This is a genomic window from Mucilaginibacter oryzae (assembly GCF_003148845.1).
GTDB classification, from domain to species: domain Bacteria; phylum Bacteroidota; class Bacteroidia; order Sphingobacteriales; family Sphingobacteriaceae; genus Mucilaginibacter; species Mucilaginibacter oryzae.
This window is the reverse complement of sequence record NZ_QGHA01000001.1, coordinates 904,039-930,786: the sequence shown is the minus strand read 5'-3', so window position 1 is coordinate 930,786 and position 26,748 is coordinate 904,039. Positions and strand designations below refer to the sequence as shown.

Here is a 26,748-nt window from a genome sequence, read left to right as displayed (position 1 = left end):
AATATCATGAAGAAAACACTCGTTATACTTTTGCTGAGTACAATAGGAACATTTACCTGCAAAGCCCAGTTAATCCATAGTACTGAAGATGTGAAGTTAATTCTACCCAAAGGAACTTATAAATTAACCAAACAGGAAGTTGACGCTTTACCCGGCATTAAGCTATCAAACAAAATAAATCAATCCGGTGGAATGCCTTATAATTATCAATTAGGCTCCTTATACATCGGACTTTTTAATGTGAATAAAGATTCCATGAACAACGACTTACCAAGGGAAAAACGCTTCCAGGATGAGGGTCATCTTTTCTTACAAAGCAATGGAAACAATAGCTACAACTCTGTTATAAAAAGGATGGGTAAAAATCATGTTTTGTTAATCAGCTATACTATAAATGATACAGGCTACTATCGATTTAATTATCAAAATGAAGCAAAAACGTTTACGCAGGCAGGAAAGATAGAGTATCCCATAGCTGATAAAGAAAAAGCGACTGCTTTGTTAAATGAGATTTTAAACAGCATCCAGTTTATTGAATGAGGGATAAAGCAATAATTTTCTGCCATAGGAACAATTAATGATAGCGCGACCTCACAAAATCAGTGTGGCTTTGCCATTCTGTAAACTTTAATAACGGGATGAAAAAATTACTAGTAATAATTTTCTTAAGTACAACCGGAACAATTACCTGCAAGGCCCAGTTAATCCATCGTACTGAAGATGTGAAGTTAACTCTACCCAACGGAACTTATAAATTAACCAAACAGCAAGTTGACGCTTTACCCGGCATGAAACTATCCGGCAAATTAAACCAATCTTATATACTTCCTTATAATTACAAATTTGGGGATATATATATAGGCCTTTTTAGAGTTAATAAAGATTCTATCAATAATAACCTACCTGAAAAGAAAAATTCATATGATGAAAGGTATATTTTCTTAAAAAATTATGGGAATAATAGCTATAATTCAATTATAAAAAACATTGGTAAAAATCGTGTCTTGCTAATTAAGTACACGGTACATGATATAGGCTACTATGAATTTAATTATCAGAACGAAGCAAAAACACTTACACAGGCCGGTGAAATAGAGTATCCTAAAGACCAACAGGAAAAAGCAACAAAACTGTTAAATGAAATTTTAAACAGCATCCAATTTATTGAGTAATAAGCAATTTAGCGCCTTTATTATAAAAGTAAAATCCTGTAAAATTGAGCCTTTAAATAAACTTTACAGCAACCGTGAAAAAATCACTCATCATACTTTTATTATCTACAACCGGAGCATTTACCTGCAAGGCCCAATTAATCCATCGTACTGAAGATGTAAAATTAACTTTACCAAACGGCACCTATAAATTAAGTAAACAACAGGTTGATGCTTTACCTGGCATGAAATTATCCAGTAAATTAAACCAGTCTTACTATCTTCCTTATAATTACAAAATAGGAGATATATACATAGGCCTTTTTAATGTGAACAAAGATTCTATCAATAATAATTTACCTGAAAAAAAAAGCTCGCATGATGAAAGGTATATTTTTTTAAGAAGCAACGGAAATAACAGCTATAATTCGGAAATAAAAAGAATGGGGAAAAACTGGGTTTTGCTCATTAGCTACACTATAAATAACATTGGAAAATATAAATTTGACTACCAGAACGAATCAAAAACACTTACGCAAGCAGGTGAAATAGACTACCCTGAAAACCAAAAGGAAAAAGCAACAGCACTGTTAAATGAGATTTTAAACAGCATCCAGTTTATTGAATGAGGGATAAAGCAATAATTTTTTGCCACAGAAACAATTAACCATAGCGCGGCCTCACAAAGCCAGTGCGGCTTTTGCAATTCTGTAAACTTTAATAACGGGATGAAAAAATTACTCGTAATAATATTATTAAGTACAACCGGAACAATTACCTGCAAGGCCCAGTTAATCCATCGTACTGAAGATGTGAAGTTAACTCTACCCAACGGAACTTATAAATTAACCAAACAGCAAGTTGATGCTTTATCAGGAATTAAACTATTCAATAAATTAAATCAACCTTACTACTTTCCTTATAATTACAAAATAGGAGATATCGTTATCGGTCTTTTTAATGTGAATAAAGATTCTATGAACAACGATTTGCCGAGAGAAAAGCGATTTCAGGATGAGGGTTATCTTTTCTTAAAAAAATACGGTAATAACAGCTATAAATCGGAAATAAAAAGCCTGGGTAAAAAGCAGGTTTTATTAATTAGCTATACTGTACACGATACAGGATATTATCATTTCTTTTATCAAAATGAATCAAAAACGCTCAGTCAAGCAGGAGAAATAAAATATCCCAAAACTGACGAGGAAAAAGCAACAGCACTGTTAAATGAGATTTTAAACAGCATCCGGTTTATTGAGTAATAGGCCGCTTAGCATCTTCATTATAAAAGTAAAATCCTGTAAAATTGAGCCTTTAAATAAACTTTACAGCAACCGTGAAGAAATCACTCGTCCTACTTTTATTATCTACAACCGGAGCATTAACCTGCAAAGCCCAATTAATGCATTCTAATGAAAATGTAAAATTAACGCTACCATCTGGTACTTATAAATTAAACCAACAACAAGTCGATGCTTTACCAGGCATCAAATTATCCAAAAAACTAAGTCAATCTTATGACATCCCATATAATTACAAAATAGGCGATATATACATAGGGCTTTTTAATGTTAATAAAGATTTCATTAACAATGATTTGCCGGGAAAAAAATTATCACAAGATGAAGTTTACAATTTTTTAAAAAGCTATGGAAATGACACCTATAACTCGGCAATTAAGAACATTGGCAAAAACCGGCTTTTATTAATCAGCTACACGATAAATCATATAGGGAAATACAGATTTGACTACCAGAACGAATCAAAAACACTTACGCAAGCAGGTGAAATAGACTACCCTGAAAACCAAAAGGAAAAAGCAACAGCACTGTTAAATGAGATTTTAAACAGCATCCGGTTTATTGAGTAATTCATACTTTTCCCGTTGATATAGAAAAGCCTGGTTTTCAGTTGATACCAAGCTAACGTCAGCAGTAAATTATAACCACCATTAAAAAACACATATTCCCGTAACATATTCCGTTCCCGAGCGTCATAGGTGATTTACGCACAATACGTTTTGCTTGTTAATTAGTATATTTGAACATTAACTATTCTTAACAGCCTGTAAAAGAAAAACTTGTTGTTATAAATTATATATGACTGATCGAAAACTACTCAAAAAACTTTTGCTGTCGTGCGCGCTCACTTCTGCAATGGCAACGGCCTATGCCCAGCAGGCACCGGCTCCCGAAAACCCTGAACTTAAAATTTACCGTGCGGTACCTACTAAAGTAAACGACCTGATCCACACCAAACTTGATGTTAGGTTCGATTACAAAAAACGTTACCTGTACGGCAAAGAATGGGTTACGCTGAAACCTCATTTTTACCCAACCGACAGCCTCCGCCTTGATGCCAAAGGCATGGACCTGAAAAGTGTCGCGGTAGTAAAAAACGGTAAAAACATACCGCTGAAATTTAAATATGATGATAGCCTTTCGGTAGCTATTAAACTGGATAAAGTTTATCAAAACAATGAAAATTATACCATTTACATTGATTACACTGCCAAACCTAACGAACTTAAGGTAAAAGGCAGCGCGGCCATTAATGATGCAAAAGGTTTATATTTTATCAACCCCGACGGTACTGAAAAAGATAAACCGGTACAGATCTGGACACAGGGCGAAACTGAATCATCATCGTGCTGGTTCCCTACCATCGATAAGCCAAGCCAGAAAACCACCGAAGAGATTACCATGACCGTACCTGCAAAGTACGTAACCCTATCCAACGGTAAACTGGTATCACAAAAAACCAACGCTGATGGCACCCGCACCGATACCTGGAAACAGGAACTGCCGCACTCGCCATATTTGTTTATGATGGCTGTAGGCGACTTTAAAATTTATAAAGACAAATGGAAGGATAAAGAAGTAAGCTATTACCTCGAGCCTAAATACGCCCCTTACGCTAAAGACATATTTGGATTTACACCGGAGGTGATCGATTTTTATTCAAAAACTTTAGGTGTTGATTATCCATGGGTTAAATACTCGCAGATTGTTGTTCGTGATTATGTAAGCGGCGCCATGGAAAATACATCGGCTACCCTGCACGGCGATTACGTACAAGCTACCAAACGCGAGCTGTTAGACGCTTATTTCAGCAGCGGCCAAAGCACCATTGTACACGAATTATTTCACCAATGGTTTGGCGATTATGTAACCGCCGAAAGCTGGAGCAACTTAACCGTTAACGAATCATTCGCCAACTTCAGCGAAACCATCTGGGCCGAGCATAAATACGGTAAAGATGCCGGTGATGACCACAACTACACCGACATGCAGTCGTACCTGCGCTCGCCGGGTGCCAATACCAAAAATCTGGTACGTTTTTATTATGCAGATAAAGAGGAAGTATTTGATGCCGTTACCTATCAAAAAGGCGGCCGCATCCTGAATATGCTGCGCAACTATTTAGGTAACGCCGCGTTTTACAAAGGCCTTAACATTTACCTTAAAACCAACGCCTTTAAAAACGGCGAAGCCCAGCAACTGCGTTTAGCTTTTGAAGAAGCCAGCGGACAGGATCTGAACTGGTTCTTCAATCAATGGTATTATGGTGCCGGTCACCCGATACTGAATATCAGTTATAAATGGGATGAGGCTACCAAAACCGAAACCGTTTACCTGAAACAAACCCAGGATGGCCAAACCTTCAAGTTACCAATGGCTATCGATGTGTACCAGGGCGGTAAAAAAGTGCGTTACAAAGCCTGGATGAATAACAAAGTTGATTCGGTTAGCTATCAACTGGCCGGCAAGCCCGACCTGGTTAACGTTGACGCGGACAAGATCCTGTTAACTAAGAAAACCGATAACAAAACCATCGATGAGTTTTCATTCCAGTACTTCAACGCGCCGAATTACCTCGACCGTTACGAAGCTATAGAGGCCGCCGCATCTGACCAAACCCGCAAGGAAGCACAAAAAATTCTGATAGCAGCTTTAAAAGACAAATATTACGGACTACGCATAAAGGCTATCAAAGCCCTGAACCTCACTAAAGATGATATCCGTAACCCGGCGCAGCCAATCCTCGCCTCGCTTGCGCAAACTGATGATAATACATTGGTACGCGCGGCTGCCTTAAGCGCTTTAGGTAAATTGAAAGCAAGCGGCAACATGAACCTGTTCACGCAATCGCTTTCAAGCCAATCATACGCTGTGCAGGGTGCTGCTTTAAACGCAATCGCGCTGCTTGATCCGGCTAAAGCTATGAGCCTTGCAAAAGGCCTTGAGAAAGATAACAGGGGCGCGCTTACATCCGCTATTATGAACCTTTACACCGCAAACGGTAATGATGCCGAATGGCCCTATGTTTACCAGCATTTTATTGATGCCGGCATCCAGGAAAAATTCAACAACTTAAGGGGTTTTGCCGATATGACTGCAAAAGTTAACAAGCCGGAATATGCGCAACAAGGTATTGGTCAGTTAAAAGAGGCCGGTATCAGGTTTAAAGTATATGGTGCTGCACCATTTGTTGTTACCCAGCTGGAAGCTATCAAAGCTGCCCGTACAGCCATGAAAGACGATGCTTCGGCCAAAGTTGCCGATGAAGCCATTAAAGCTGTAAATGACGCCAAATAATTAATTAAGCATATATAACATGAAAGGCCGTATCTGTTACCAGAGCGGCCTTTCTGTTTAGTAATAATTTGCAGGGCGGGGTTATGTTTTTTAAGCTGAAAGCATAAACCCGAAAGCTTAAAGCTTTATGTGCTAAAGAAGACTATTATTTAAGCCCCCTCTAAATCTCCCCCGGAAGGGGAGACTTTTTTATGATTTTCCTTTTTTAAAGCCCTCACTCCGCGGGAGGTTTGGGTGGGGTTATGCGTTACTTTACCAGCGTACCAATGTGTTCGCCTTTGGCAATCTTCATAAAGTTACCTTCTTTGTTCATATCGAAAACAATGATAGGCAGTTTATTTTCCTGGCAAAGGGTAATGGCGGTCATGTCCATTACGTTAAGTCCTTTGTCATATACTTCCTGGAAAGTAATTTCGTCATAGCGGGTTGCGGTTGGGTCTTTCTCCGGATCAGCAGTGTAAATACCGTCAACACGGGTACCTTTTAATACCACATCGGCCTTGATTTCAATAGCGCGTAACGAAGCGGCAGTATCGGTAGTAAAATAAGGGTTACCGGTACCTGCGCCAAAAATCACGATTTTGCCCATTTCCAAATGGTGCATAGCACGGCGGCGGATGTAAGGTTCGCATATTTGTTCCATTTTAATAGCCGATTGCAAGCGGGTTTCCACACCAATGCTTTCCAGCGCGTTTTGCAAGGCCATGCAATTGATTACGGTAGCAAGCATACCCATATAGTCGGCCTGTGCACGCTCCATGCCCGATTTTTCGGCGCTCAGGCCCCTGAATATATTACCGCCCCCAACAACTACCGCTATTTCAATACCAGCGTCATAAACGTTTTTAATGTCGTGAGCGTACTGCAATACCTGGTTGTTATCAATACCATATTGCCTGCCGCCCATCAGCGATTCGCCCGAAAGTTTCAGTAATATCCTTTTGTATTTCATTTGGTGTGATTTGTTAAAAATAGAAATGAATGAAACCTGCTTTTGTTTATATCAAGAATTGACAAAGCTCTGTTCATAAGGGAGTAGTTCGCCAAAAATAGCGAATAAATTTCAGTGTTAAAATTTTATGTTGTCTTTGTTAAAAAATTGCCTGCAAGTATAGTTCCAAGCACTTCAAAATCAGTGTTAAACACAATCATATCGGCATCAAAACCTTTTTTAATCGCACCTTTTTTGGTTTGCGATGCCAGCTCTGCCGGGTACAATGAAGCCATATTTACGGCTTCGGCCAGGCCTATTCCAACCTTTTTAACGCAGTTTTCAACCGCTTTAAGCATGGTAAGGTTTGAGCCGGATAATGTACCATCGGGCATGGTGTACCTGTCGCCCCGCAATTCATGCTGGTAGGCGCCTTCTTTAGTTTGGGTCACCGCGTCGGTAATCAAAAACAGCTTATCGCCTAATTCGCGCTTGGCCAGGCGGATCATGGCAAAATCAACATGGATGCCGTCGGCCACAATGCTGGTATACGGACGTTCTTCAAAAATAGCCGGGATATAGCCGGGTTCACGGTGATGCATTTGCGGCATAGCGTTAAACAAATGGGTAACCGCCTGTACCGGTTTCTTTAAAAATGCCTTCCCCTCGGCGTAAGTGGCATTGCTATGGCCTGATGATAGGATAATACCCTGCCCAAATAAATAATCAATCACCTCCTGGTCCTGTAACTCCGGCGCAATGGTGATCATCTTGATAACGCCGTCAGCCTTTTCAACCCAACCTTTCACCTCGGCAAGCGTAGCCTTTTTGATAAACTTCTCCGGATGCGCGCCTTTTTTGGCAGGATTGAGATATGGCCCTTCCAGGTGCAATCCCCAGAAAGCGCCTCTGGCTTTTTCACGGTATATTTTTGCAGCTTCTATACCTGCTTCAACAATATCGTTGGTATTGGTACCTATTGTGGCAAAAACACCAGTAGTGCCCTGGTTTAACAGGTCGTTCTCCAGTTGCTCGAGCGCATCTACCGTTGGCGTGCCCGCAAATAGCTTACCTCCGCTGCCATAAATCTGCAGATCGATAAGGCCCGGTGCAAGGTATGAGCCGTTCAGATCTTTCTTTTCAGCATCCGTCGGGATGGCGGCTTCGCTGATCACATCAATGATGGTTCCGTTAGAGATTAAAACGGCCTGGCCTTCGGCGATGGTGCCGGTGGAAATTAGTTTGAGGTTGTGTAATGCGATCATAAGCCCCCTCTAAATCTCCCCCGGGAGGGGAGACATTTATTTTACATTGTAAAGTCCACTTTCATAACAAAGCCCTCCCTACCGGGGACGGTTGGGTGGGGTAAAAAAAATCCCCCGATTTTCATCGGGGGATTCCATATAATTAAGCTCCTAAAGCTACCCGCTTAAAGGCGGTTACTGTAAGGCCTTTTTCAACCTCGTTCAGGAACTGTGAAACGCTCTTAGATGAATCTTTCACAAACTCCTGGTTTAACAGGGTCGAGTCTTTGTAGAATTTGTTCAGTTTACCGGCAGCAATTTTTTCAATCATTGCTTCTGGTTTGCCTTCTGCACGGATCTGCTCTTTAGCAATTTCAAGCTCACGCTCAATTACCGAAGCATCAACACCGTCTTTATCTAAAGCGATAGGGTTCATAGCTGCAATTTGCATAGCTACGTCTTTACCTGCTTCTTCAGCGCCGGCAGCATCGGTGCTTAGTGCTACCAATACACCTAAACGGAAGTTACCGTGGATGTAAGCAACAACTTTTTCGCCGTTAATTACTTCATATTTAGAGACACCGATTTTTTCGCCGATTTTGCCGGTTTTTTCGATGATAGCTTCAGATATTTTCTGACGACCGGTTTCAACGTCGATCTCTAACGCTAAAAGGTCTTCAATTGTAGCAGGTTTAGCTTCAACGGCAGTATTAGCAATCTGGTTGGCAAAAGCTACGAACTCAGCGTTTTTAGCTACGAAATCGGTTTCGCAATTCAATTCAATTACAACACCGGTTTTAAAATCAGCCGAAGTACGTGCAATAACAACGCCTTCGTTTGATTCCCTGTCCTGACGGCTTGCTGCAACTTTAGCACCTTTTTTCCTTAAAAAATCGATAGCTGCTTCAAAATCACCGTTAGTTTCGGTTAATGCTTTTTTGCAATCCATCATACCGGCACCGGTTTGCTGGCGCAGTTTGTTTACGTCGGCTGCAGAAATTTGTACTGTAGACATGTTTTTTTGAGTTTTAAGATTTTTTATATCGGGTTACAAGTTACCGCAAGCGTGTTACGCTATTATTAACCCGCAACTATTTTTAATATTAAAAATCCTCCCTGATACTTTTAATGGAATCAGGGAGGCTTTAAATATTTGTTCCTTGTTCCCCCTTCAGGGGGTTAGGGGGATTATTCTTCTGTTTCAGATGGAGCTTCTGTTTCAGCTTCTGCGCTTACTTCAGCAACTTTACGGGCTCTTTTGCCACCTTCGTTGCTTTCAGGAGCATCAGCTTTAGCTTTTGCAGCTACTGCTTCTTTTTCAGCTTCGTCTTCTTTCTCGCGTTTGCGCTCATCTAAACCTTCTTCGATAGCTTTGATGATGATACTGGTGATCAAAGAGATTGATTTGGTAGCATCGTCATTCGCAGGGATCGGGAAATCGATGTTTGAAGGATCAGAGTTGGTATCAACCATTGCAAAGGTTGGGATATTCAGCTTCAATGCTTCAGAAACCGCGATGTGCTCTTTCTTAACGTCGATCAGGAACAATGCAGCCGGTAAACGGTTCAGATCAGAGATACCACCTAAAAGGGTTTCCAATTTAACACGCTCACGCTGAATCATCAGGCGCTCTTTTTTAGAAAGGTTGCTGTAAGTACCGTCTTTAGTCAGTTTATCGATGTTAGACATCTTTTTGATCGACTTACGTACGGTAGTAAAGTTGGTTAACATACCACCCAACCAACGCTCGGTGATGTATGGCATGTTTACGCTTTTTGCATAATCAGCAACGATATCTTTCGCTTGTTTCTTCGTAGCTACGAATAATACCTTACGGCCTGATTTTACAATTTGTTTTATAGCTGCAGCAGCTTCTTCAACCTTGGTTAAGGTTTTATTTAAATCGATAATGTGGATACCGTTACGTTCCATGAAAATGTACTGCGACATTTTCGGATCCCATTTGCGGGTAAGGTGACCAAAGTGTACACCAGCGTCCAGTAAATCCTGATAAGTTGTTCTTGCCATTTTGTTGTCCTCCTGTGATTAACGTTTACTGAATTGGAATCTCTTACGTGCTTTCCTGCGACCTGGTTTTTTACGCTCAACCATACGGTCGTCGCGGGTCATTAAGCCTTTGGCACGTAATGCCGGTTTCTTTTCAGCATCAAGTTCAACAATAGCTTTAGCGATAGCTAAACGAACGGCTTCTGCCTGTCCTTTTACACCACCACCTGCAACATTTACTTTAACATCATATTTACCGGTGCTGCCAGATACCTCTGTGCTTTGGGTAACAATGTATTGTAATGGCAAAGTAGGGAAATACTCTTTGTAATCTTTACCGTTAACGATGATCGCGCCATTTCCTTCTGTAAGGTAGATGCGGGCAACGGCTGTTTTTCTTCTGCCTGAAGTGTTAGTTGTTGGCATTTTTTTTCTCCTTAAAAATTAAAAATTAAATGGCTGTCGGGTTTTGCGCTGCATGAGGATGCTCAGCACCTGCATATACATGCAAATTGCCGAATAATGCTTTACCCAAACGATTTTTAGGTAACATACCACGTACCGCTTTCTCGATGATGCGGGTTGGATGTTTCGCCAATAACTCCTTAGGAGAAATAAAACGCTGACCGCCTGGATAACCAGTGTAACGAACATAAACCTTGTCGCTCAGTTTGTTACCGGTCAGTTTCACCTTGTCTGCATTGATAACAATCACGTTATCACCGCAGTCTACGTTTGGGGTAAAATCAGGCTTGTTTTTTCCACGAATGATCATTGCGATCTTTGTAGACAAGCGCCCCAAAATCTCGCCCTCCGCGTCAACAACAACCCATTGTTTGTTAACGGTTTTTTTGTTGGCTGAGACAGTTTTGTAACTTAACGTATTCACTTGCTTTAAATTAAATTGTTTAAACGTTTATTATACCCCGTATTTTCGGGACTGCAAAGATAGGGTTAATTATCTTATTAGCAAATAGATTTTGAGGAAATTGTGAGATGGGGTTTGGGATGGGGGATTGTTTGTCTGAACCGGGATTGGGGGTGGGGGATGGGGGATTTCATTACGTCTCTCTTTTGTCTGAATCAGAATTTACAGAATTATAAAATTTTCAGAATTGGAAACTTAAGAAGAGATTGCATTTTGCATAGCTTGTGATTGAAAAAATCCTGCGAATCACTTAATCTCCCCAAATCCCGGTTCAAACAAAAAAATCAGCGAAATTAACTAAATCAAAAAACCTCAACGGTTCAAAATCGGTGTAATCAAAAACCAATCGGTGTAATCCCCAAAAGCAAAAATCAACTGCAAACTGCCCACTCAACACTGCCAACTGAATAATGGTGTTGCCTCCGGCCCTGGCTATACGCTCATACGCCTGCATGCCTTAAGCTCAGGGCCGGGATCCGCTCCTATCCCTAACACAACTTATAGCTATTTTAAGCTACTCCCTATTTTTAACATCTTTTTTTGAAAAATTTTGCGGCTACTTTTTCTTTTTAAACCAGCAAACATCAAAAGTTAAAACACCTATTTTACAATTAACTAAAAGCCAGCAATATGACTATTGGCAAAAGTGCACTATCGCCTTCTTAAACTAAGTTTATAAATACACCAAAATCTCTCAGCCTTCCAAACAATATTCACAACTCATTGTAACGTAACAGATTTTTTACTCGTTAATGTCTCCAAAATGCAGCAAGCGGAGGCGCCCCGGATGCTGCGATACATTAAATATTTACCTTAAAACCAGCCGCATTGGCCTTACAATTTTATTACAGAAATGAAAAGATCACTTTTAACCTTAACCACAATTGTTACTTTATTTTTTGGTGCCTGCAAAAAAGAAGATAACAAACCCAACAATAACGGTGGAGATACCTACCAGCCTATCACCGCCAATTCTACCTGGAAATACAAAAACACCAATACGTTTACCGATGGGCAGGATATTGATACGACAACCAACACCATGAGCGCCGAAACCAAAAAAATAGGCGCTAAAACTTATCATGTGATCAATACACTTAACAGCGGCGATAGCGATAAAGCCTATTTGGCTTTTGAAAACCACCTGTACACCAGCCTGCAGGAAGACGGCGAAACCGGGGAAACCATGGAAATTGAATACCTGAATGACAATGTAGCCGCCGGAACCAGCTGGAGTAAAGATATCACCATTGGCGAAGGCAAAAGCTCGGCACAGGGCCGGCTAAAAACCACCATTGCCGAAAAAGGGATCTCGAAGGTAGTACTGGGCAAAACTTACAATAACGTTATTCACAGCACTATCGAGCTGCAGATCAAAGTAGGCGCTAATTATCAAACCCAGTTGGTACAGGATTTTTATATAGCCAAGGGCATCGGCGTAATTCTTATCAATGCCAAAACGCCAACTAAACAGCTTACCAAATCGGAGTTGATCAGCTATACTATTAAATAGTTTGCATCTGCGGGAGCCGTTGAGTAGGCTCTTTAATAAAGGTGCGCCTATATGGGTGGCACCTTTTATTTTGTAATAAATTTTTTACATTCGGATGATATAATACTATATTAGCTGTAACATTATAAACTATTGCTGATTGGCTCCCGCTGTTTACCGGCTTATAATCTCCCTTTTGTTCGCATCGTTATGCGGTTATAATGCCTTTGCCCAAACCTTGGCCGATCCCGCCGATTCGCTGAAATCTCAATTAGATGCCAACACCATACTTGCATCCATATTTAGCGGTAAAAGCAGTAAACCCGCCAACCCCTCCGTGCCGGTTCAAAACCGTACTTTCTGGTCGGTATTGCCATCCGCGGCTTATAATCCAAGTGTGGGCTTCGCTGCCGGGGTAATTTCTTCGGGGGGTAAGTATTTTGGCGATCCGGCAACTACCACCCTATCGGTTATCAATGCAGGGTTTTACTTGTCAACCGGCGGACTTTCGACCTTTGAGTTTAAGCAAAACGCTTTCTCTGCTCAAAACAAATGGAACCTGCAGGGCACCGTGCAGATAGGTAAAACCGTTGCCATGGATAATGGCCTCGGCACAGGCAAGCGCAGCTTTGGCGAAGGGAATTTTTTCATGAACAATACCCATTTCGAAAACAACCCCGATGCCTTTCCCATCCGCTATGTATACATTAAAGCCAACGAACGCATTTACCGCAAACTGGCCAACAGTATTTATGTTGGCGCGGGGCTGAGCTTTAATTACTATAGCCATATTGATGACGACCGTAAAGACATCCCCATTAGTAAAACGCATAACTACCGTTACAGCATCCGCAATGGTTTCCCTATTACATCTTACCAGGCTAATGGCCTGCTGTTTAACTTCCAGTTCAATACCCGCGATCAGCCTAACCGCGCATTTAGGGGCATTTATGCAGATATTGTTTTCCGCAGCAACCAAACCTGGCTGGGCAGCAACCGCGATGCCATGCAGGTTAAGTTAGAGTTCAGAAAATACTGGAGCCTTTCAAAAACCAACCCCGAACACGTGTTTGCCATTTGGCACTGGTCTAACTACCTGATCAGCGGCGCGCTCCCATACCTCGAGCTTCCCGGAACCGGCAGCGATGCTTACGGGCGCATTGGCCGGGCTTTCATTATCGGGCGTTTTAAAGGCATGTCGTTTGTTTACAACGAGGCCGAATACCGTTTTCCGCTTACTGCCAATAAACTACTTAGCGGGGTGGCATTTATCAATGCCGAAACAGCCAACAACCAACAGCGCATTAAGTTGTTCAGGCACTGGGAGCCGGGCGGAGGTGCGGGCTTGCGGCTGTTGTTTAATAAATACACCCGATCAAATTTATGCATTGACTACGGCAGGGGAACCTATGGCTCAAGCGGTTTCTTTTTAGGTTTAAATGAGGTATTTTAAACCCGGATTTTCGCCTGTGTTTACAACTGGTGTCATTTTTGTGCTGATTGGTATTTAACCTTACAAACTATAATACCTATGCGCACACCGCTAACTTCTCAACTGCTTGGCGACCTTATTGAAAAGGGGTACAATTATATGCTGGTTAATACCGGCATAAACCAATTAACCGCCGATACGGTTGATATTACCCTGACACCTGTTAAACAAAAGCCAGATCTGGATAAATTACCGCCGAATTTTGAAACGTTTTACCACATTACCCGCGAACCAATGCAGCTTGCATGCGGTGTTGACGGCGCCAATGTTTATATCGAATACCATACGTTTGACCATAGCATAACCGAAGCTGATATTTTTAATGACACCTATTTTAGGATGAGTGAAGAGTTTTTCAGGCAGGTGCTGGATAGCCTGGAAGATTATGCGGTGATAACCACCAACAAAAACGGTGATATTAACAGCTGGAATACAGGCGCGCAAAAATTGTTAGGCTATACCGAACCAGAAGTTTTAGGTTTAAACGCACGGATATTTTTTACCGACGAAGATATAGCAGAAGGCAAGCCTGACCTTGAATTAAAAAAAGCGCTGAGCGAAGGCCGCGCGGTTGATGAACGCTACCATGTAAGGAAAAATAAAAGCCGCTTTTGGGGAAGCGGGCTTGTTTTCCCGTTGCTTGACGAAGGGAACAACCATCGTGGTTTTACCAAAATTATGCGTAACCAACGTGAAGAAGAGCAGGCGAAAGCAGAGGGGATGTAAACAGAAAGAGGCGCTCCGTGCAGGGCGCCTCTTTCTGTTTTATTTTACTACCGGTAATTAAGCGTTGTGGCTTACACCAAAATCCTCTTCATGTTGAGGATTGATAAAAGGCGAACCTTTGGTAAAGCAACCTACCAATACCAGGTATGCGCCGAAAATTAGTTGCGGGGCAACCATTTTATCATGGAAACCATAAACCCATGGCGAGCAAAACAGGAACGAGCCCATAATTACATCACCAACGTTGTGCATTACCATCGGGAATTGTTTGATAAAGCCCATTTCGTTTTTAGCGAAAATAGCCTGGATCAGTTGCAGCCAGCCCATCAGTAAAGGCAGGAACAAAGCGGCGCCGCCAACTTTCAGTGTACCAAAAGTCCACAGCGATGAAATCATTAACAGGGCTACAACGTAGTTTAAAAATCCGTAAGTTTTGGTTGAAATGAAGCCTTTCATGTTTTAGCTTATTGTTATTAAGTATCTGTAATAAATAATTCTTATCAAAAATTGTGTCAAAGGTAATAATTTGACCGGAACCAGCCTATTTTAATTACGCATAGAATATAAATTTTGTATTAATAAGGATGCCCGGTTAAAAAAGCGTACATTTATCCAAAACCCTTAATAATATGTACTAAGTACACATTTTAAATTAAGGGCTCCGCTTAACCGCTCAAAGCCCGGCATTACAAAACTCCGGCGAAACACCCCTTATTACCTATCCGATTACTGCAAATATCATTAATGTTCAATTTAATCAAACAATAATTTAAAAATCATGAGCAAAGAAAAACATGCTACCAAAGAGAAAAAGAAACCAGCAGCAGAAGGCAGTAAAAAAGCGCCTTCCGATTACCAGTCGGGCAAAAAAGATGTTGTAAAACCTATTGTTACTCCGGTAAAAAAGAAGTAAACGATTTGTATCCGAAACACAGGGGATATCTATCTTCACAAGTTACACTTATCCATACCACGGATTTGTGTAATTTCCCCTTTCGGTGCTTTAACCTCCTGCTCAGGCTGTTACTACATCCCTAAACAGCTGGATATGCCAGCTATCCTTAAAAGGCACTTCCCATTTGCTTTCCAGTTCGGCAAGGTTTTGCACCAGGTTATTGTACACAATGGTGTCCTTATTGATACTGCCATTTTTCAGCAGCTCTTCAAACCCATCACGCGGCAATGAGAGTACTTCATTGCCTTCGCGGTAGGCCAGGTTAAACCTGTCGAACAAATTAATCCCCAGGTGCTGCTGAACCTGCTGCATAAAATGAACCGACTTATCAATAGAGCAGCCACTGGCACCGGCCTGGCTTTCATCAACTATTAAAACAAAAAAACGATTGTAACGTATTTCACCTTTAGCCTTCAGCAGGTTATTGTGTGCCGTCCATCCGGCTGTGAACTTATCCAGTTCGGGTTGTATGGCGGCTACCTCGGCATCGGTTAACTTCCTGTCCGACTGGTATATCCAAACTCTTGACTGTGGAGAAAAAATCATTTTCAAAAATATGAATTTATTAACTTCGGGTTATAAGAAAGCTGTCATGAAAACATCAATTATTCCGGCCACCGGGAAAACCATGTTCATCACATCGATTATTGCTTTTAGTGCGCTAAATTACGGTTTTAAAGCCGAAATGAGCGAACAGGAATGGCTGAACTGGAGCAATAAATGTCTAAACACATCGTTTACGCCCGGTACTGATCTCAGCCTCAAAAAGTGGGAGATCACCCTGACCAACGATTATTTTCTCCGTATCCGAAAAACTTATCAACAGGGTAAACAGGAATATTTTTCGCTCCATCTGGGCCGTTTAACCGGCATTGAATACCTGCCCAGTGACACGCTGGGCACCATCAGATTAAATACCCGCGCCGACGATATCATTGTACAAACCTATGAAGACCCCGAGGGAGATCTCGATTCGATGGCTACCTCGCTCAATTTACCGGTGCATAATATGCCCCCCGCCCGGTTTGACAGCCTGAAAAGCGCTTTTAATTATTTTAGAATGAAAGGCTTATAAGCCATTAGCTTTAACCGTGATCTCGGCAATATCCAGCACCTGTATTTCCTGCTGTTTATCCTGGTGCTTTATGCCATCGGTAAGCATTGTCATACAAAAAGGGCAGGCGGCAGCAACCACTTGGGCTTTGGCCTCAATTACATCGGCAACCCGTTCCATGTTGATATCCTTTTTGCCTGGCTCGGGCTCTTTAAACATCTGCGCCCCGCCGGCACCACAACATAAACCGTTTGATTTGCAGCGCTTCATTTCTATTAGTTCAGTATCCAAAAATTCTAACGCGGCGCGTGGAGCCTCATAAACGTTATTTCCCCTGCCTAAATAGCATGGATCATGATAGGTGATACGTTTGCCTTTAAAACTTTCACCACCTTCGGCTTTAAGCTTGCCGTCGTTTATTAATTGCTGAATGAGCTGCGTATGGTGAATCACTTCGTAATTACCGCCTAAACCGGGATACTCGTTTTTGATGGTATTGAAACAATGCGGACAGCCGGTTACAATCTTTTTGATATTGTAACCATCCAGCAGCTGGATGGTCATCATGGCCTGCATCTGAAATAAAAATTCGTTACCGGCGCGTTTAGCCGGATCGCCGGTACAACCTTCTTCAGTGCCCAGCACCGCGTAGCTGATGCCAACATGATGCAGAATTTTACAGATATCGCGTGTTATTTTTCGCGCCCGCTCGTCAAAACTGCCTGCACATCCCACCCAAAACAAAATTTCGGGTTCTTTGCCCTCGGCGGCCATTTCGGCCATGGTAGGGATCTTTATTTCGGATTTCGGATTTTCCATTTCGGATTTTTAATTAAAAAACAAAGCAAACTGCCAACTGATTAGTGCCACTGCCGCTACTTACTGTTCGCTCGCCCAGTTAAACCTGTCGGCCTGGCTATATTTCCAGGGCGCTCCGTTGTTCTCTATGTTGCCAAACATGTTGTTAAGGCTTGCCGGGGCCTGCGATTCTTCCATTACCGCGTATCGGCGCAATTCGGTAATGATTTCCAGGGGGTTAATATTTACAGGGCAGGCCTCGGTACAGGCGTTACAGGTAGTGCAGGCCCAGATCTCTTCACGGCTGATGTAATCACCAAGCAACGCTTTACCGTCATGGTAATCTTTACCATGTTTATCGATATTATTCCCTACCTCGGTGATCCTGTCGCGGGTATCCATCATAATTTTGCGGGGCGATAGCAGCTTGCCTGTAATATTTGCCGGGCAAACCGAAGTACACCTGCCGCACTCGGTACAGGTATAAGCTTCCATCAGGTTCTTCCAGGTAAGGTCGGTTACATCCTTTGCCCCAAACCTGCCCGGTTCGCCGGTTGTTTCGGGCACGAAGGAAGGATCAAGCATTGCCTTAACTTCGGTGGTTACAGATGCCATATTGGTTAACTTACCCTTAGGATTCAGGTTGGAATAGTAAGTATTTGGAAATGCCAGCAGGATATGAAAGTGTTTGGAATAAGGCAGGTAATTTAAAAAACACAAAATACCGATAATATGGAACCACCAGCAAACACGCTCAACAATTACCAATGCCGAAGCATTATTTGGCAGCACCGGTGCAAGCAGCGAGCTAACCGGGAAACTTCCCGCTTTAACATAATGCTCAAAATGCAGCAATTGCAGCTTATAGTCGGCAGCATTCATGGTGAGGAAGGCCGTCATGAGCAGTACCTCGGTAATGAGGATATAATTAGCGTCGGATTTGGGCCATTGGGTCATCTCGGTACCCGAAAACCTTTTTAAACGAATCAGATTACGTCTGCACAAAAAAACAACACAGGCTACAAGTACCAATACCGCCAACACCTCAAAAGCGCCGATTAAAAAACCATACAACCCACCCAGCGGATTTGAAAAGATGCGGTGCGAGCCGAAAATGCCATCTATCATAATTTCGAGCACCTCGAGGTTGATGATAATAAAACCTACGTAAATAAAGAAATGCATTACGGCGGCTACCGGGCGTTTGGTCATTTTTGTTTGCCCCAGGGCAACTTTTGCCATCACTTTCCACCGTAAAGCGGGCTGATCACTTCGGTTTACATCCCTGCCCAACAGAATGTTGCGCCGGATTTTAGCAACGTTTTTACTAAAAAGGTAAACGGCTGCGGCAAGTACGATGATGAATATAAATTGTGCAATCATTATGCGTGCATAGTAACTTGTTCAAAGTTAAATGAATTGTTCAAAGCCCGAAATGTTTTGAGATTGAAAAAATATTTGAAAATTAAGTAACTGATTTCCTGAATAGTTATTTCAAAAACGGCAAATAATCACATCTTTTTTCAAAAAAAATTTTCAAACATAAAAAAAGACACTACATTTGCACTCCCCAATCACGGGAACGGTTTGGTACCATAGCTCAGATGGTAGAGCAAAGGACTGAAAATCCTTGTGTCACTGGTTCGATCCCAGTTGGTACCACAAGTTCAAAAAAGGTCATTTTCGATAAGAAAATGGCCTTTTTTGCGTTTAAAGGCACATTTTCTCTTTCGACTTTTCTATGTTGCTTGATCAAGGGATTTAGCAGTTTAACAGGTTTTTTTGTTGAATTCGCCGAAAATGTTTTACAAATGTTTTACAACGTAAAATTTCGGCCACTAAATTTTAAAGATGGCTACCGTAAGGGAAGTGGTATTGCCTCACCACAAAAAAGAAGATGGCACCTGGAATGTTAAGATCAGGGTTACCCACAACAGAAAAAGCACCTACATCGACACCCAGCATTTTGTAGGTTCAAAACAGATCCGGAAGGACTTCAAAATTAAGGATCACTTTATACTTGATCTGCTCCACCCCATTCTTAAAGACTATCGTGATAAAATAAGTGAGTTGGGCACAAAGCTATCGTTCTACAATTGCAAAACTTTAGCACATTACTTACAAAGCGGCGGCCAGATCAATGCGGACGACATCAACATTGTCGAGTTTGGAAGGGAGCAGATCAAGCACCTGGAAAACCAGGATCGGGGCGCAAGCGCGAATGATATGAAAAGAGTCGTAAATAGTTTGGTCGACTATTTTAAAACGGAACAGGTTCCTATCACAAGAATCCGGGCAGCTTTCCTGGTGGAATACGAAGCTTACTTAAAGTCACCGAGAACTATGATAAGACTTGATCAATTCCAAAGGCCCATTACCCGTAAAGTTAAAGGGTTGCAAAAAGCAGGGCTGCATAATCACATGCGGGACCTCAGGATCTTATTCAATAATGTTTGTGATTTTTATAATGATGAAGACATGGAAGTTATCATCGTTAAACACAATCCATTCTCTAAATATAAAATCGGGAAACCGGCTAAGAACACCAAACCCAAGCTTAATATAAAACAGGTCAGAAAAATTATGAATTGTGAAGTTCCGATAAATTCCAGAATGGAATTAGCAAGGGATTTGGCCATGTTAAGTTTTTATCTATGTGGAATGAACGCGGCAGATTTGTTTCGACTTCCACCCGCATCGTTTCTTTTAAGCAGGCAACGCCTTGAATACAACAGAAAAAAAACCATGACACGTCGCGAGGATGAGGCGTTTATGAGCATCAATATACCTGATATTGCTGTTCCGCTTATCAGAAAGTACGCAGGAACACTTCGAATCCATCAAGCGGTTCGACATTAGTCCTGTTGGGGCTGAGTGTGTTGGTAGCGGGAGCAGGAGCAGGACTAAAATCGAACCTTTTTCAAGATTTAAAAGCACTTGGAAAAATATGATAGCTTATAATTAAGAATGTTGTTATTGGCCAATTACAATGTTTTCTAAAGGCATTACATTTCCATTAAAGACCATCTCGCTTGTCCCTTCATCTTTCAGTTTTTCGTCAACAATCTTTCCGTGAAAATAATAAACAACATCTCCGTTATTCCAACGAACCTTAATATTAAACCCAGGATCCATCTTGGAATAATGGGCATTATAAACGCCAGTAAATATTGGATAGGGGGATTTTGGAGCGAGGGAGCCGATATTGCTGCTAAATTCAACGTCTGGTATTTCTCCTTCTTTTAATGCCTCGCGATTTCCTATCCACCCTCCTAAAGTGCGAATTTGCCTAACATACTTTTGAGTCTCAGCACAACTAACATCATTAACCGTGCAAAATACACTTTGTAAAGGGTATTTTCCTCTATTTTCTATATCTACGTTTATCTGGTAACTTTCACCTATTGATTCAAAAGTCCTCTTAATGCATCGAATGATAATCGTAGGCTTTGAATCACCACCAGTCACATAATTATTGAGTTCTTTTTGTAGCTCGGCATTTTTTTGATATTGTATTGAGAGCTCTTCTGTCTTTCTGAGACTTTTATCTGTCGCTTCATTAATTTTTCGTTGAAGCTCAATAGTCTTTTGCTGAAATTCAATAGTCTTTTGGTCGTCTTTATTTTTGTCATTCCATGCAACTATACCTGTAAGAATTGCGAGAATTCCGGTTAACGTTGAAAACAATAAAGACAAATTTATCTTATCAAACATGTCTATAATATACATTGAATAATTAATTGTTTCTGGAAATCAAAAATCCGATAAAATTTGTTCAGTTGTTATAATTCTAGTCGTTAGTCGATCAACCTCGTTATAGCTGAATTTCCCTTTTGCGCTTCTAAGTACATTTATAAACTCCGTTATTTCGCTGTCATGTTTAATAATGATGTACTTTATATCTTGGGGCTCAAAGGAAAGCGTTAAAGCGCTAGCTTTTTGATTAATTTCGTCCTTGCTCTTTATATAGGCATTTTCATTGTAGACCATCTGAGTATCTTCTATCTTTGGCACTTCGTTATATGATCCTTTAGCTCCGACAAAGGAATATCGCAAAAACTAACCATAGGAATCGCATACTTAAGCACTCCCACTTGCGTAATAACGTTTTCTAAACAATACTTTACTTTAAAACTTTCGTTTAGAATTCCTATTAAAGATTGTTTAAAATTGGTGAGATGGACAAGAGAATTTGAACTTAGAGCCATGTGATAGGTATTAAATTAAACTTTAAAGCTATATAAAAGTCAGGCAAAATCAAAGTGAAGGATTAGGAATATCAAGCCTTATCTACTCCTCCAACCGAACTTTACAACTAAGACGAATTTTCTGCTTGATCCCGAATGTTTCTGTTATTAACATAAAGCGAAAAAGCTTCAAATCTTCCGACTTGAGGCTTTTGACTTAAATGGTAGCCCGAGCAGGACTCGAATCATAAACCGGGCGGTTCGAAATCCGCACAGTTAGGGATTGTTAAAAGTGCTTTAATTCGCTCAGAATGCGTATTTGCTCCAAAAAATGGTTCGAATTCCGCCCAGTCAGGGGACGTTAGGCGATGGTATTATTGAATTATTTTGAGATGAAGCACTACAGGTTTGTTTGTGCAATCTAATATCCCATAAAAAACTCGTCAAAATTTGTTTGTAAGGTCTTTCTATAAAAACCAGCTTTCTTCCATTGGTTAAGGTTATCAGGCATCATTGAGGTTATTAAGATCAATACAATGCAGGGGACTGGAAAACGCTGGAAACACAGGAAAGGAATGGTCGGCGACTCAGGAGATCAGGGTCATCGCCGGTGACTTCGGATCTATAGGCACATTGCCCTCCGGCGTCAACATCCCTGAGTCATGCTGGAAAGCGATCTATGTCGACCATCACTGGAGGGCATGGATTATGCCCAGTGCAAAAACATCCAAGAGGCATCCTTGCCCAACATGGGAGGTGAAGGATGTCACCCGCTATGACCAGATCACCGGCTTAAAACTGTAAACCGGCAAGGATAATACAAACAAAAGCAGGACATGAGGAACCATGCCTGCCTTTTTAAAAAAGGAATTAATGTACTAATGCGGTCACTTGTTCACCGGCCTCTGCACGGGTATCGTTCCGGGAAAACAGCGAGATCCCTATGGCCAGGCCTACCCACGGACGGCCCTGGTACTTCCAATCCCTGCACATGCTTCTGGGAATATAGTCCGCACCGATAAAAGCACCGATCTGGAAATTATCGTAAGAGTAAAGGACGCCGACATTGAAGCTGAAAGCCCCGGCACTGGTCCCGGCCGGGTTCTTTGTTGCTTTTCCGGCTCAGGCTTACAGCTGATTTTCAGCAATCGGCGGGAGGGGCACCTATTCACATGGAAAGTACAAAGACCGGCCAGATGAGCAGTAAGAAAGCAGCAGTGGAAGTGAGACTCGAAAGGTTGTAAATAAGCGTAAGGGTTGATCTGCCTGTTTTCGTTGCAGCGAAAGCGAATAAAGTATTTTTACCCACAGCATAAAAGATTTAGTGCAGATACAGCCGTTCTGCTTTGATGAACATAACGGAAATTACCGGATGATCGTACCGAAAACGATTTGCGATAACCTCTTGTCGTCCCACATGGACGGCAAGGGGGTATTATGAACAAGCATTTACTTGAAGGTCTTAAAACAAAGATTCTGTCCGAAAATCCAAAAGCGCTTAGCCGTTACACAAAGCTGCATGCAAAGCGGCGGTCGAAGTTAATCCTTCGAATTATGTCCAGTCTGGGAGCAAAAAAAGCCTCACATCAATGTGGGGCTTTTTTTGTGTCTTTTTCGAATGCTCGTTCGGTTAAAGCGTCCGACGCTGTCGGGAGGGGTGCTTGTTCGAGCCCAGCCTCAGGGCTTCGGATATCCAAATTTTTGTGACTCGTGCTACAGGTTTTTTGAGCTTGAAATAAATCAAATGAATCGAGACCGGAAATGGTCTCGGTGAAGTTATACTTCATGCTGTGAATTTTCTTTATTTTAAAGTACTTTCAAATATATAATATATTAATAGCAATATTTAATGTTTGTTATTTTACCTTAAAGGTAAAAAATATATAACCGATATCATATAGCCGCGTTGGAATGACAGCTTAGTAGCCTCGATGCATGAAACAAAAAAACTAATGGGATGGTGTTTTATAGCTGAATAGAAATGGCTATTGGCTAAACCATGGCGAAAGCACTATTGATTTACCCAGCAAGAAGAAAATCTTTTTATTTTTTTTCTTGCTGGGCAAATATTAAAATAATATTTTAGTAAAAACATCGACCTTATCATGTCCTACTCTATAAACAATACGAATGCGGATTTGGAAACCATTAAGCTATTAAGGCTCATTGGTTTTAGTGTTAAAGATGAAGAAAATGGTGACGAACCCTTATTGTTCGCACTGTTCAAATATTCACGCGCTGTTAAAAGATTGGATAGAACGAAATCCAAACCTCCAGTTGCGGATCGTTTTTGCTGCCTTAAACCATGAACAAGACCCGAGGATGCCTGTAGCAAGACATTTAATGATGCTTAATAATATCACCGATAAACAGGTAGTCGAAAATGCTTTAAATGCATGGTATCTGCAGGATAATAAAAACTACAAGGAGTGGGCTAAATCCTATCCAACAATATTCAATGATAATGCTTCCGAGCAGATCAGTAAACAATATGAATGGTGTCAAATGGCCGAGATAAAAGCAACCTCTACTATTCTGGTCGATGGTCACCGCTTGCCCGACAACTATCAGCTTCAGGATATCCGGTACCTGTTGACCGAGTAAGAAACTTTTCGCGAAAGTAAAGAAGCATAGACTTTATAATATATGCAGCCCGGTTGCCAGGGCGTGGTTATGGCAAAATATAGATATTCTAATTAAAAATTATGTCAGGTTTTTTAACCCTTTCGAGGGCAGAAATGAGAAATGTTTTAGGTGGTTACGCTCCTCCGCCGCCGCCGCCAGGTGGAGACTGTGCATCTGGTCAAACATTGTATAGTTGCGTGCAAGAAGGTAAATGCGCTACAACGGGTGGTGTAGTTTGTGCAACCAGCAGCAGTGATGCTGAATCAAAGGTACAAGCTACGCTAACCCAACAGGGGACTTGGGGCGATGATTGCTGGAATACTGTTTGGTGCGATTAATTGATCCTAACAACCCAGCTTCTTAAAGCTGGGTTTATCTTTTCTTCATGAGGAAATTATTCATTTTTATCATTTTTTATTTCTCTGTTCTTGGCGGCTATGCACAGTATCGGGAGGCTACCTTTACGCTGAAAATCAAACATTCTCCACCTCAACTACTAAAATTATATGTTTACAGGAACGGAAATCCAAAGCTTTTGGATTCTGTGGCTTTTAAAGGTGCGGAAGAAGAAGTTTATTCGAAGAAGATCAGTATTGAAGGAGACGAAGAGAAACTGAACTTGCGCTTTTCAAAACGAGGAATGGCCGTTATCCCGGTATTACAGACCGGCGACAACCTGGTAATCCTTGCAGATCAAACTGATGAGAAACATACAGAATATAAGTTTTCAGGTTCGTTACGCACACAGGAACTTTATGACTACCTATTCAGTACAAATGAGCTATCCAGGCAGTATAATAAATTTCAGGATCGATACCTCGATTCGAAAATGGCAGGCAGGGCTGATACTGATCGGCTTTTAGTCTCCAGAGATTCAGTCAGGAAGCTCAGAGCTACTAACTCCCGTAACAGGGGGCTGAACACCTGGAGTGCATCCGTTTTGCAGATGGCTTTATTGGGTACCGAGTTTGGGGATTATAGTTACACGCCTACCGAAATGTCCGTTTTCCTTAACCGGTTTAAAGATGATGCTTATACTATTAAGGCAATACAGTGGCAAATCGATCATCATAACGTTAAGGGGAGGGGCGTAACATTTAACAGCAACAATGGCATTGATCTCAATGCCCGCCTGCCGGATTTTCAACTGCCTAATCGATACGACACAATTATTAAACTTAGTGATTTGAAAGGTAAATATGTACTTGTTGATTTTTGGGCAAGTTGGTGTGCTCCCTGCCGAATAGAAAGTCCATATCTTTTAGAAGCATCCAGGCGGTTTAAAAATGCAAATTTTGTGATATTAAGTGTCTCTATCGATGTCAATAAACAATTTTGGGAGAAGGCAATTGACGAGGATGGGACCCGTGATTTTATACATGTCCGGGATGAGAAAGGATGGAAATCAGATATTGTAAAGCAATTCAAAATTACCGGTATCCCGACAAATTTTTTACTGTCGCCGGACGGAACGGTGGTTGCGGAAGATATGCGTGGGAAGGAAATGGTGGTCAGGCTCAATGATATCCTGAAGATGAAATGAGGTTGAATTTATTTTCCGGCCGTTGTCGGCATCCAACGGGGCTATCGAAACAGAACGAAACGGATATCCTACAGGAATTAGCTGCTTAAAACGGCGGTGATAATAGGGGAGAACAGCCGTTTAACGGTTGTTCCCGTTAAAAAACGGGCCTAATTTTAAGGCTAATTTGTCAAAAACTATTGAATACGCTAATTGGAGTAATGACCGCATCTCCATGATCGTATGATAGGGTTCTGTATTCATTAAAGTGATCAGGCTTATGGCTGTGCCCGCTCGTCTTATATATCATCACTTCATCGATCCAGTTGTAAATTAACGTTGATTTACCTGCTTCATCTACAAAAATATCATCATTAGCAAGCAATGGTTCTAACCATTTAAAATGCTGATCGGTGGTTGTGTTGTGGAACCCATATTGTAAAATATGTTGTGATTTGGTAAAAATTGAAGGTTCAAAAGTGTTTTGGTTTTTTGATAGTGTTGTTTGGGTTCTGAAGTAGGAGAACGCTGGTTTATACGCAATTTTCCCTCCCCTTATGAGTCCGCTTACGCCCTCGGTTAAATGGTCATCAAAAAACAGGTCATCATCGTCCCAAAACGTAATAACATCCGTATTGGCAGGTATATATTGAATGGCATCATTGTAAATAGCGCCGAGGCTGGTATAGGGCTGGCCTGTTTGCCTGTCTATATTGTTATTTACCAATGTAACGAGATCCGGATTAACGCAGTTGTTCAGACGCTGGGGGATTTCAGAGTTTTGGTATATCAACAAGTGCTTGTTTTCATAATCCTGTTCTAAAAAAAGTGAAAGGCTTCTCTCACAACAGTAATGCCGGCCGCATGTAGCCATTATAGCTGTAATTTTCATAATGATAAATTTATCATGAAAATTATAAAAATTGACATCAAATTAGCAGGTTTAGGTTTATTTTTTTTGGTTTTTACTTTACAAACAATCAAATTAGCAAGTGAATAAAATGATTTTTCCTATAAAAATGTCGATGTCCTTCTGGT

At 41.3% G+C, this 26,748-nt stretch carries 29 protein-coding genes and 1 tRNA gene; 15 read left to right on the top strand and 15 right to left on the bottom strand.

The features are described from left to right. Positions 1-6 precede the first annotated feature (6 nt). The 6 genes from LX99_RS04155 (at position 7) to LX99_RS04130 (ending at position 5,749) form a co-directional block, all read left to right on the top strand. Positions 7-540 carry a hypothetical protein gene (locus LX99_RS04155; RefSeq protein ID WP_109606642.1) on the top strand — a complete coding sequence of 178 codons (534 nt, stop codon included), beginning with the start codon at positions 7-9 and terminating at the stop codon, positions 538-540. 98 nt (positions 541-638) lie between these two features. After that, positions 639-1,172: a hypothetical protein gene (locus LX99_RS04150; protein WP_109606640.1), complete on the top strand. Its 534-nt coding sequence runs from the start codon at positions 639-641 to the stop codon at positions 1,170-1,172. A gap of 74 nt (positions 1,173-1,246) precedes the next feature. Next, positions 1,247-1,780 (top strand): hypothetical protein, encoded by a 534-nt coding sequence (locus LX99_RS04145; RefSeq protein ID WP_109606638.1) that lies wholly within the window; start codon positions 1,247-1,249, stop codon positions 1,778-1,780. A gap of 99 nt (positions 1,781-1,879) precedes the next feature. Next, positions 1,880-2,413 (top strand): hypothetical protein, encoded by a 534-nt coding sequence (locus tag LX99_RS04140; protein WP_109606636.1) that lies wholly within the window; start codon positions 1,880-1,882, stop codon positions 2,411-2,413. Between the two features lie 74 nt (positions 2,414-2,487). Next, positions 2,488-3,021, top strand: coding sequence for a hypothetical protein (locus LX99_RS04135; protein ID WP_146203057.1), 534 nt, complete (start codon positions 2,488-2,490; stop codon positions 3,019-3,021). 229 nt (positions 3,022-3,250) lie between these two features. After that, complete coding sequence (locus tag LX99_RS04130; RefSeq protein WP_211318943.1) at positions 3,251-5,749, top strand: M1 family metallopeptidase; 2,499 nt, start codon at positions 3,251-3,253, stop codon at positions 5,747-5,749. Positions 5,750-5,996: 247 nt separating this feature from the next. Here LX99_RS04130 and pyrH read toward each other — a convergent pair whose 3' ends face one another. From pyrH to rplM, 6 genes are all read right to left on the bottom strand, one after another. Next, positions 5,997-6,701: a UMP kinase gene (gene pyrH, locus LX99_RS04125; protein WP_022830635.1), complete on the bottom strand. Its 705-nt coding sequence runs from the start codon at positions 6,699-6,701 to the stop codon at positions 5,997-5,999. A 125-nt stretch (positions 6,702-6,826) separates the two neighbouring features. Continuing rightward, a complete protein-coding gene (nagA, locus tag LX99_RS04120; protein ID WP_109606630.1) occupies positions 6,827-7,945 on the bottom strand; it encodes an N-acetylglucosamine-6-phosphate deacetylase in 1,119 nt (372 codons plus the stop codon). Between the two features lie 142 nt (positions 7,946-8,087). Continuing rightward, positions 8,088-8,939: a translation elongation factor Ts gene (gene tsf, locus LX99_RS04115; protein ID WP_109606629.1), complete on the bottom strand. Its 852-nt coding sequence runs from the start codon at positions 8,937-8,939 to the stop codon at positions 8,088-8,090. 173 nt (positions 8,940-9,112) lie between these two features. Beyond that, the gene (gene rpsB, locus LX99_RS04110) at positions 9,113-9,952 is read right to left on the bottom strand and encodes a 30S ribosomal protein S2 (protein WP_109606627.1); all 840 of its coding nucleotides are present in this window, start codon (positions 9,950-9,952) and stop codon (positions 9,113-9,115) included. An 18-nt stretch (positions 9,953-9,970) separates the two neighbouring features. Beyond that, on the bottom strand, positions 9,971-10,357 hold the full coding sequence (gene rpsI, locus LX99_RS04105; RefSeq protein WP_109606625.1) for a 30S ribosomal protein S9: 387 nt from the start codon (positions 10,355-10,357) through the stop codon (positions 9,971-9,973). Between the two features lie 25 nt (positions 10,358-10,382). After that, positions 10,383-10,820 (bottom strand): 50S ribosomal protein L13, encoded by a 438-nt coding sequence (gene rplM, locus LX99_RS04100; protein ID WP_022830282.1) that lies wholly within the window; start codon positions 10,818-10,820, stop codon positions 10,383-10,385. Positions 10,821-11,712: 892 nt separating this feature from the next. Here rplM and LX99_RS04090 point away from each other — a divergent pair. From LX99_RS04090 to LX99_RS04080, 3 genes are all read left to right on the top strand, one after another. Then, complete coding sequence (locus LX99_RS04090) at positions 11,713-12,372, top strand: hypothetical protein (RefSeq protein WP_109606621.1); 660 nt, start codon at positions 11,713-11,715, stop codon at positions 12,370-12,372. A 175-nt stretch (positions 12,373-12,547) separates the two neighbouring features. Continuing rightward, positions 12,548-13,804 carry a BamA/TamA family outer membrane protein gene (locus LX99_RS04085; protein ID WP_146203056.1) on the top strand — a complete coding sequence of 419 codons (1,257 nt, stop codon included), beginning with the start codon at positions 12,548-12,550 and terminating at the stop codon, positions 13,802-13,804. A gap of 78 nt (positions 13,805-13,882) precedes the next feature. Beyond that, positions 13,883-14,569 carry a PAS domain-containing protein gene (locus LX99_RS04080; RefSeq protein ID WP_109606617.1) on the top strand — a complete coding sequence of 229 codons (687 nt, stop codon included), beginning with the start codon at positions 13,883-13,885 and terminating at the stop codon, positions 14,567-14,569. Between the two features lie 57 nt (positions 14,570-14,626). On the opposite strand, the gene LX99_RS04075 is transcribed toward LX99_RS04080, so the two are convergent. Further along, on the bottom strand, positions 14,627-15,025 hold the full coding sequence (locus LX99_RS04075) for an SPW repeat domain-containing protein (protein WP_109606615.1): 399 nt from the start codon (positions 15,023-15,025) through the stop codon (positions 14,627-14,629). A 322-nt stretch (positions 15,026-15,347) separates the two neighbouring features. Here LX99_RS04075 and LX99_RS26225 point away from each other — a divergent pair, with 322 nt between their 5' ends. After that, a complete protein-coding gene (locus LX99_RS26225; RefSeq protein WP_281270913.1) occupies positions 15,348-15,482 on the top strand; it encodes a hypothetical protein in 135 nt (44 codons plus the stop codon). Positions 15,483-15,584: 102 nt separating this feature from the next. Here LX99_RS26225 and LX99_RS04070 read toward each other — a convergent pair whose 3' ends face one another. Next, positions 15,585-16,070, bottom strand: coding sequence for an ABC transporter ATPase (locus LX99_RS04070; RefSeq protein ID WP_109606613.1), 486 nt, complete (start codon positions 16,068-16,070; stop codon positions 15,585-15,587). A gap of 46 nt (positions 16,071-16,116) precedes the next feature. On the opposite strand from LX99_RS04070, the gene LX99_RS04065 reads away from it, so the two are divergent. Beyond that, positions 16,117-16,599 carry a hypothetical protein gene (locus LX99_RS04065; RefSeq protein ID WP_109606610.1) on the top strand — a complete coding sequence of 161 codons (483 nt, stop codon included), beginning with the start codon at positions 16,117-16,119 and terminating at the stop codon, positions 16,597-16,599. Here the strand turns inward: LX99_RS04065 and LX99_RS04060 are convergent. Together LX99_RS04060 and LX99_RS04055 are read right to left on the bottom strand one after the other, a co-directional pair. After that, on the bottom strand, positions 16,594-17,397 hold the full coding sequence (locus LX99_RS04060; protein ID WP_109606607.1) for a (Fe-S)-binding protein: 804 nt from the start codon (positions 17,395-17,397) through the stop codon (positions 16,594-16,596). The two genes, LX99_RS04065 and LX99_RS04060, sit on opposite strands and share 6 nt — an antisense overlap. 60 nt (positions 17,398-17,457) lie before the next feature. Then, a complete protein-coding gene (locus LX99_RS04055) occupies positions 17,458-18,759 on the bottom strand; it encodes a 4Fe-4S dicluster domain-containing protein (protein WP_109606605.1) in 1,302 nt (433 codons plus the stop codon). Positions 18,760-18,965: 206 nt separating this feature from the next. Here LX99_RS04055 and LX99_RS04050 point away from each other — a divergent pair. Beyond that, positions 18,966-19,038 (top strand) — tRNA-Phe (locus tag LX99_RS04050). A gap of 189 nt (positions 19,039-19,227) precedes the next feature. After that, positions 19,228-20,235 (top strand): phage integrase SAM-like domain-containing protein, encoded by a 1,008-nt coding sequence (locus LX99_RS04045; protein ID WP_109606603.1) that lies wholly within the window; start codon positions 19,228-19,230, stop codon positions 20,233-20,235. A 114-nt stretch (positions 20,236-20,349) separates the two neighbouring features. Here the strand turns inward: LX99_RS04045 and LX99_RS04040 are convergent, their stop codons facing one another. The 4 genes from LX99_RS04040 to LX99_RS26220 all read right to left on the bottom strand — a co-directional run bounded on the left by LX99_RS04040 (position 20,350) and on the right by LX99_RS26220 (position 22,556). Next, positions 20,350-21,090 (bottom strand): hypothetical protein, encoded by a 741-nt coding sequence (locus tag LX99_RS04040; RefSeq protein ID WP_146203055.1) that lies wholly within the window; start codon positions 21,088-21,090, stop codon positions 20,350-20,352. A 39-nt stretch (positions 21,091-21,129) separates the two neighbouring features. Next, positions 21,130-21,390 (bottom strand): hypothetical protein, encoded by a 261-nt coding sequence (locus LX99_RS04035; protein WP_109606599.1) that lies wholly within the window; start codon positions 21,388-21,390, stop codon positions 21,130-21,132. After that, complete coding sequence (locus tag LX99_RS26440) at positions 21,378-21,584, bottom strand: abortive infection system antitoxin AbiGi family protein (protein ID WP_109606597.1); 207 nt, start codon at positions 21,582-21,584, stop codon at positions 21,378-21,380. The genes LX99_RS04035 and LX99_RS26440 overlap by 13 nt, the downstream gene beginning before the upstream one ends. Positions 21,585-22,433: 849 nt before the next feature. Beyond that, complete coding sequence (locus LX99_RS26220) at positions 22,434-22,556, bottom strand: hypothetical protein (protein ID WP_281270912.1); 123 nt, start codon at positions 22,554-22,556, stop codon at positions 22,434-22,436. A gap of 1,200 nt (positions 22,557-23,756) precedes the next feature. On the opposite strand from LX99_RS26220, the gene LX99_RS25545 reads away from it, so the two are divergent. Both LX99_RS25545 and LX99_RS04015 read left to right on the top strand, forming a co-directional pair. Next, entirely contained in the window at positions 23,757-24,167 is a 411-nt protein-coding gene (locus tag LX99_RS25545) for a DsbA family protein (protein WP_170122624.1), read from the top strand. A gap of 406 nt (positions 24,168-24,573) precedes the next feature. Continuing rightward, a complete protein-coding gene (locus tag LX99_RS04015; RefSeq protein WP_109606591.1) occupies positions 24,574-25,731 on the top strand; it encodes a TlpA family protein disulfide reductase in 1,158 nt (385 codons plus the stop codon). Positions 25,732-25,900: 169 nt separating this feature from the next. On the opposite strand, the gene LX99_RS04010 is transcribed toward LX99_RS04015, so the two are convergent. Continuing rightward, positions 25,901-26,437 carry a hypothetical protein gene (locus LX99_RS04010; protein ID WP_146203053.1) on the bottom strand — a complete coding sequence of 179 codons (537 nt, stop codon included), beginning with the start codon at positions 26,435-26,437 and terminating at the stop codon, positions 25,901-25,903. Between the last annotated feature and the right edge of the window lie 311 nt (positions 26,438-26,748).